This window comes from Mesorhizobium yinganensis (assembly GCF_040081985.1).
Classification (GTDB): Bacteria; Pseudomonadota; Alphaproteobacteria; order Rhizobiales; family Rhizobiaceae; genus Kumtagia; species Kumtagia yinganensis.
The window spans coordinates 1-1,620 of the sequence record NZ_JBEBMH010000085.1 but is presented as its reverse complement, the minus strand read 5'-3'; the positions used below and the strand labels follow the sequence as shown (position 1 = coordinate 1,620).

2 protein-coding genes and 2 pseudogenes are annotated in these 1,620 nt (G+C 61.0%); 1 reads left to right on the top strand and 3 read right to left on the bottom strand.

Annotated elements, in window-relative coordinates; translation table 11 throughout:
* The 3 genes and pseudogenes from ABMA59_RS37080 to ABMA59_RS37070 all read right to left on the bottom strand — a co-directional run.
* Positions 1–126, bottom strand: a pseudogene (locus ABMA59_RS37080) (IS6 family transposase); the annotation flags it as partial.
* A 159-nt stretch (positions 127–285) separates the two neighbouring features.
* Positions 286–1,185 carry an FAD-dependent oxidoreductase gene (locus tag ABMA59_RS37075; RefSeq protein ID WP_349010320.1) on the bottom strand — a complete coding sequence of 300 codons (900 nt, stop codon included), beginning with the start codon at positions 1,183–1,185 and terminating at the stop codon, positions 286–288.
* On the bottom strand, positions 1,142–1,342 hold the full coding sequence (locus tag ABMA59_RS37070) for a (2Fe-2S)-binding protein (RefSeq protein ID WP_349010319.1): 201 nt from the start codon (positions 1,340–1,342) through the stop codon (positions 1,142–1,144). Before ABMA59_RS37070 ends, ABMA59_RS37075 begins: the two co-directional genes overlap by 44 nt.
* A 152-nt stretch (positions 1,343–1,494) precedes the next feature.
* Between ABMA59_RS37070 and ABMA59_RS37065 the strand changes: the two are divergent.
* Positions 1,495–1,620: pseudogene (locus tag ABMA59_RS37065) on the top strand (IS6 family transposase); the annotation flags it as partial.

Sequence of the window (1,620 nt, the reverse complement as noted above, 5' to 3'; positions counted from 1 at the left end):
ATGATCGACGCTGATACCGCGCTCAGCCAACATCTCCTCCAGATCGCGCAGGCTGAGATTGTACGCCAGGTACCAGCGGACGCACACCAGGATGACTGATTGGTCGAAGTGACGGCCTTTGAACATAACAAGGTCCCCTGAAAATCAGAGGGACTTCATGCTGGACACGGATTGCAATTCCGTTTGCGACAGAACCCTCGAAACCGGCTACGGCCACGAACTGCCCGTCATTGGACAGCGTATAGGACTTGGTGCCCGTTGTACCTTGATCGACGGCGACGACCTTCATTTAAGGCTCCCAGCGATCTTCTGCGCCGCGAACCAGCCTTCGCGCCAGCAACGTCCGGAGGTCTTGACCGCGCCATGAACGTTTCCGGCGAGCAGCACCTTGGGCGATGTCGCCAAGAGCGACGCCTCGGGGACGAACTGTCCGGTAAGGACCACGCCGTCGCACGCGATCCGCATCTGCCGGCCGTCGCGCAAAATCTCGACTGCCTCGACTTGCTCTCGACCTTCGATAGCCAGGAGGCGTGAGCACGTCCATACCGGCACGCCGAAGATCAGGCGGGCAACGAGATCGCCGGGCCGGGGTGCTGCAATTCGTCCATTCTCCTCGATCATGGCCACAGGCCTGATGCCCAGATGACGGCAGGTGAGAATGGCCGAGAACGAAACCAACTCGGTGCCGACGATCAGCGGACGTTCGAACGGTCTGTGGCTCTGCAGATAGACGTGTGCCTGGAGGGCGCCGGTGTTCATCACGCCCTTAGGTCGCGATCCTCGGACAAATCGGGCCGACCGTGGCGTCTCCCTGGTGCCTGTGGCAAGCAGGATTTGCTTTGCGCCGACTTCGCCAACTCCATCGCTGTTTTGAACGCGCAGGACGCCATTTTCTATCTTCAGAACCGTGTGGCCGGTACGCACGTCGAGCCCTTCGACGTCGCGTCGCAGCGCGGCCGCATAGCCCGGGCCGGTCCAGATGCGGCGGTGGCTCTCCCAGCCGAAGCCGGTATGGCCGCAATGGCGCGGGATACCGCCGGCCTCCTGCTCGCGCTCAAATACCGTTACGGATGTCACACCGAGATCGGCAAGGTGACGGGCTGCCGCAAGACCGGCTGGACCGCCTCCGACAATCACCACATCACGCCGTTCCACGCTGCCTCTCTCGCATGATGGCTTCGACATGGGCCGAGCAGTTGAAGCCTTGGCAGCGACCCATCATGGCGCGCGTGCGCCTTTTAATCCCGCCGAGGTCCTCGGCGGGCAGCGGGCCTTCGAGCGCACCCTCAATCTCGTCGCGCGTCACCCATTCGCAATGGCAGACGATTTCCCCTCCATCCATGTAGGGGCGATGACGCCCCTCTGTGAGATTAGCTACCGGCGTCCAGACTGTTTCTGCCGCATTCGGCAACTCGCCGAAATGCGGTTCTGTCGCAAACGGAATTGCAATCCGTGTCCAGCATGAAGTCCCTCTGATTTTCAGGGGACCTTGTTATGTTCAAAGGCCGTCACTTCGACCAATCAGTCATCCTGGTGTGCGTCCGCTGGTACCTGGCGTACAATCTCAGCCTGCGCGATCTGGAGGAGATGTTGGCTGAGCGCGGTATCAGCGTCGATCAT

Excerpts from the sequence above, each read along its gene's own strand:
- ABMA59_RS37075 (WP_349010320.1), bottom strand. The coding sequence starts at position 1,185 with ATGTCGAAGCCATCATGCGAGAGAGGCAGCGTGGAACGGCGTGATGTG.
- ABMA59_RS37070 (WP_349010319.1), bottom strand. The coding sequence starts at position 1,342 with ATGGATGGAGGGGAAATCGTCTGCCATTGCGAATGGGTGACGCGCGAC.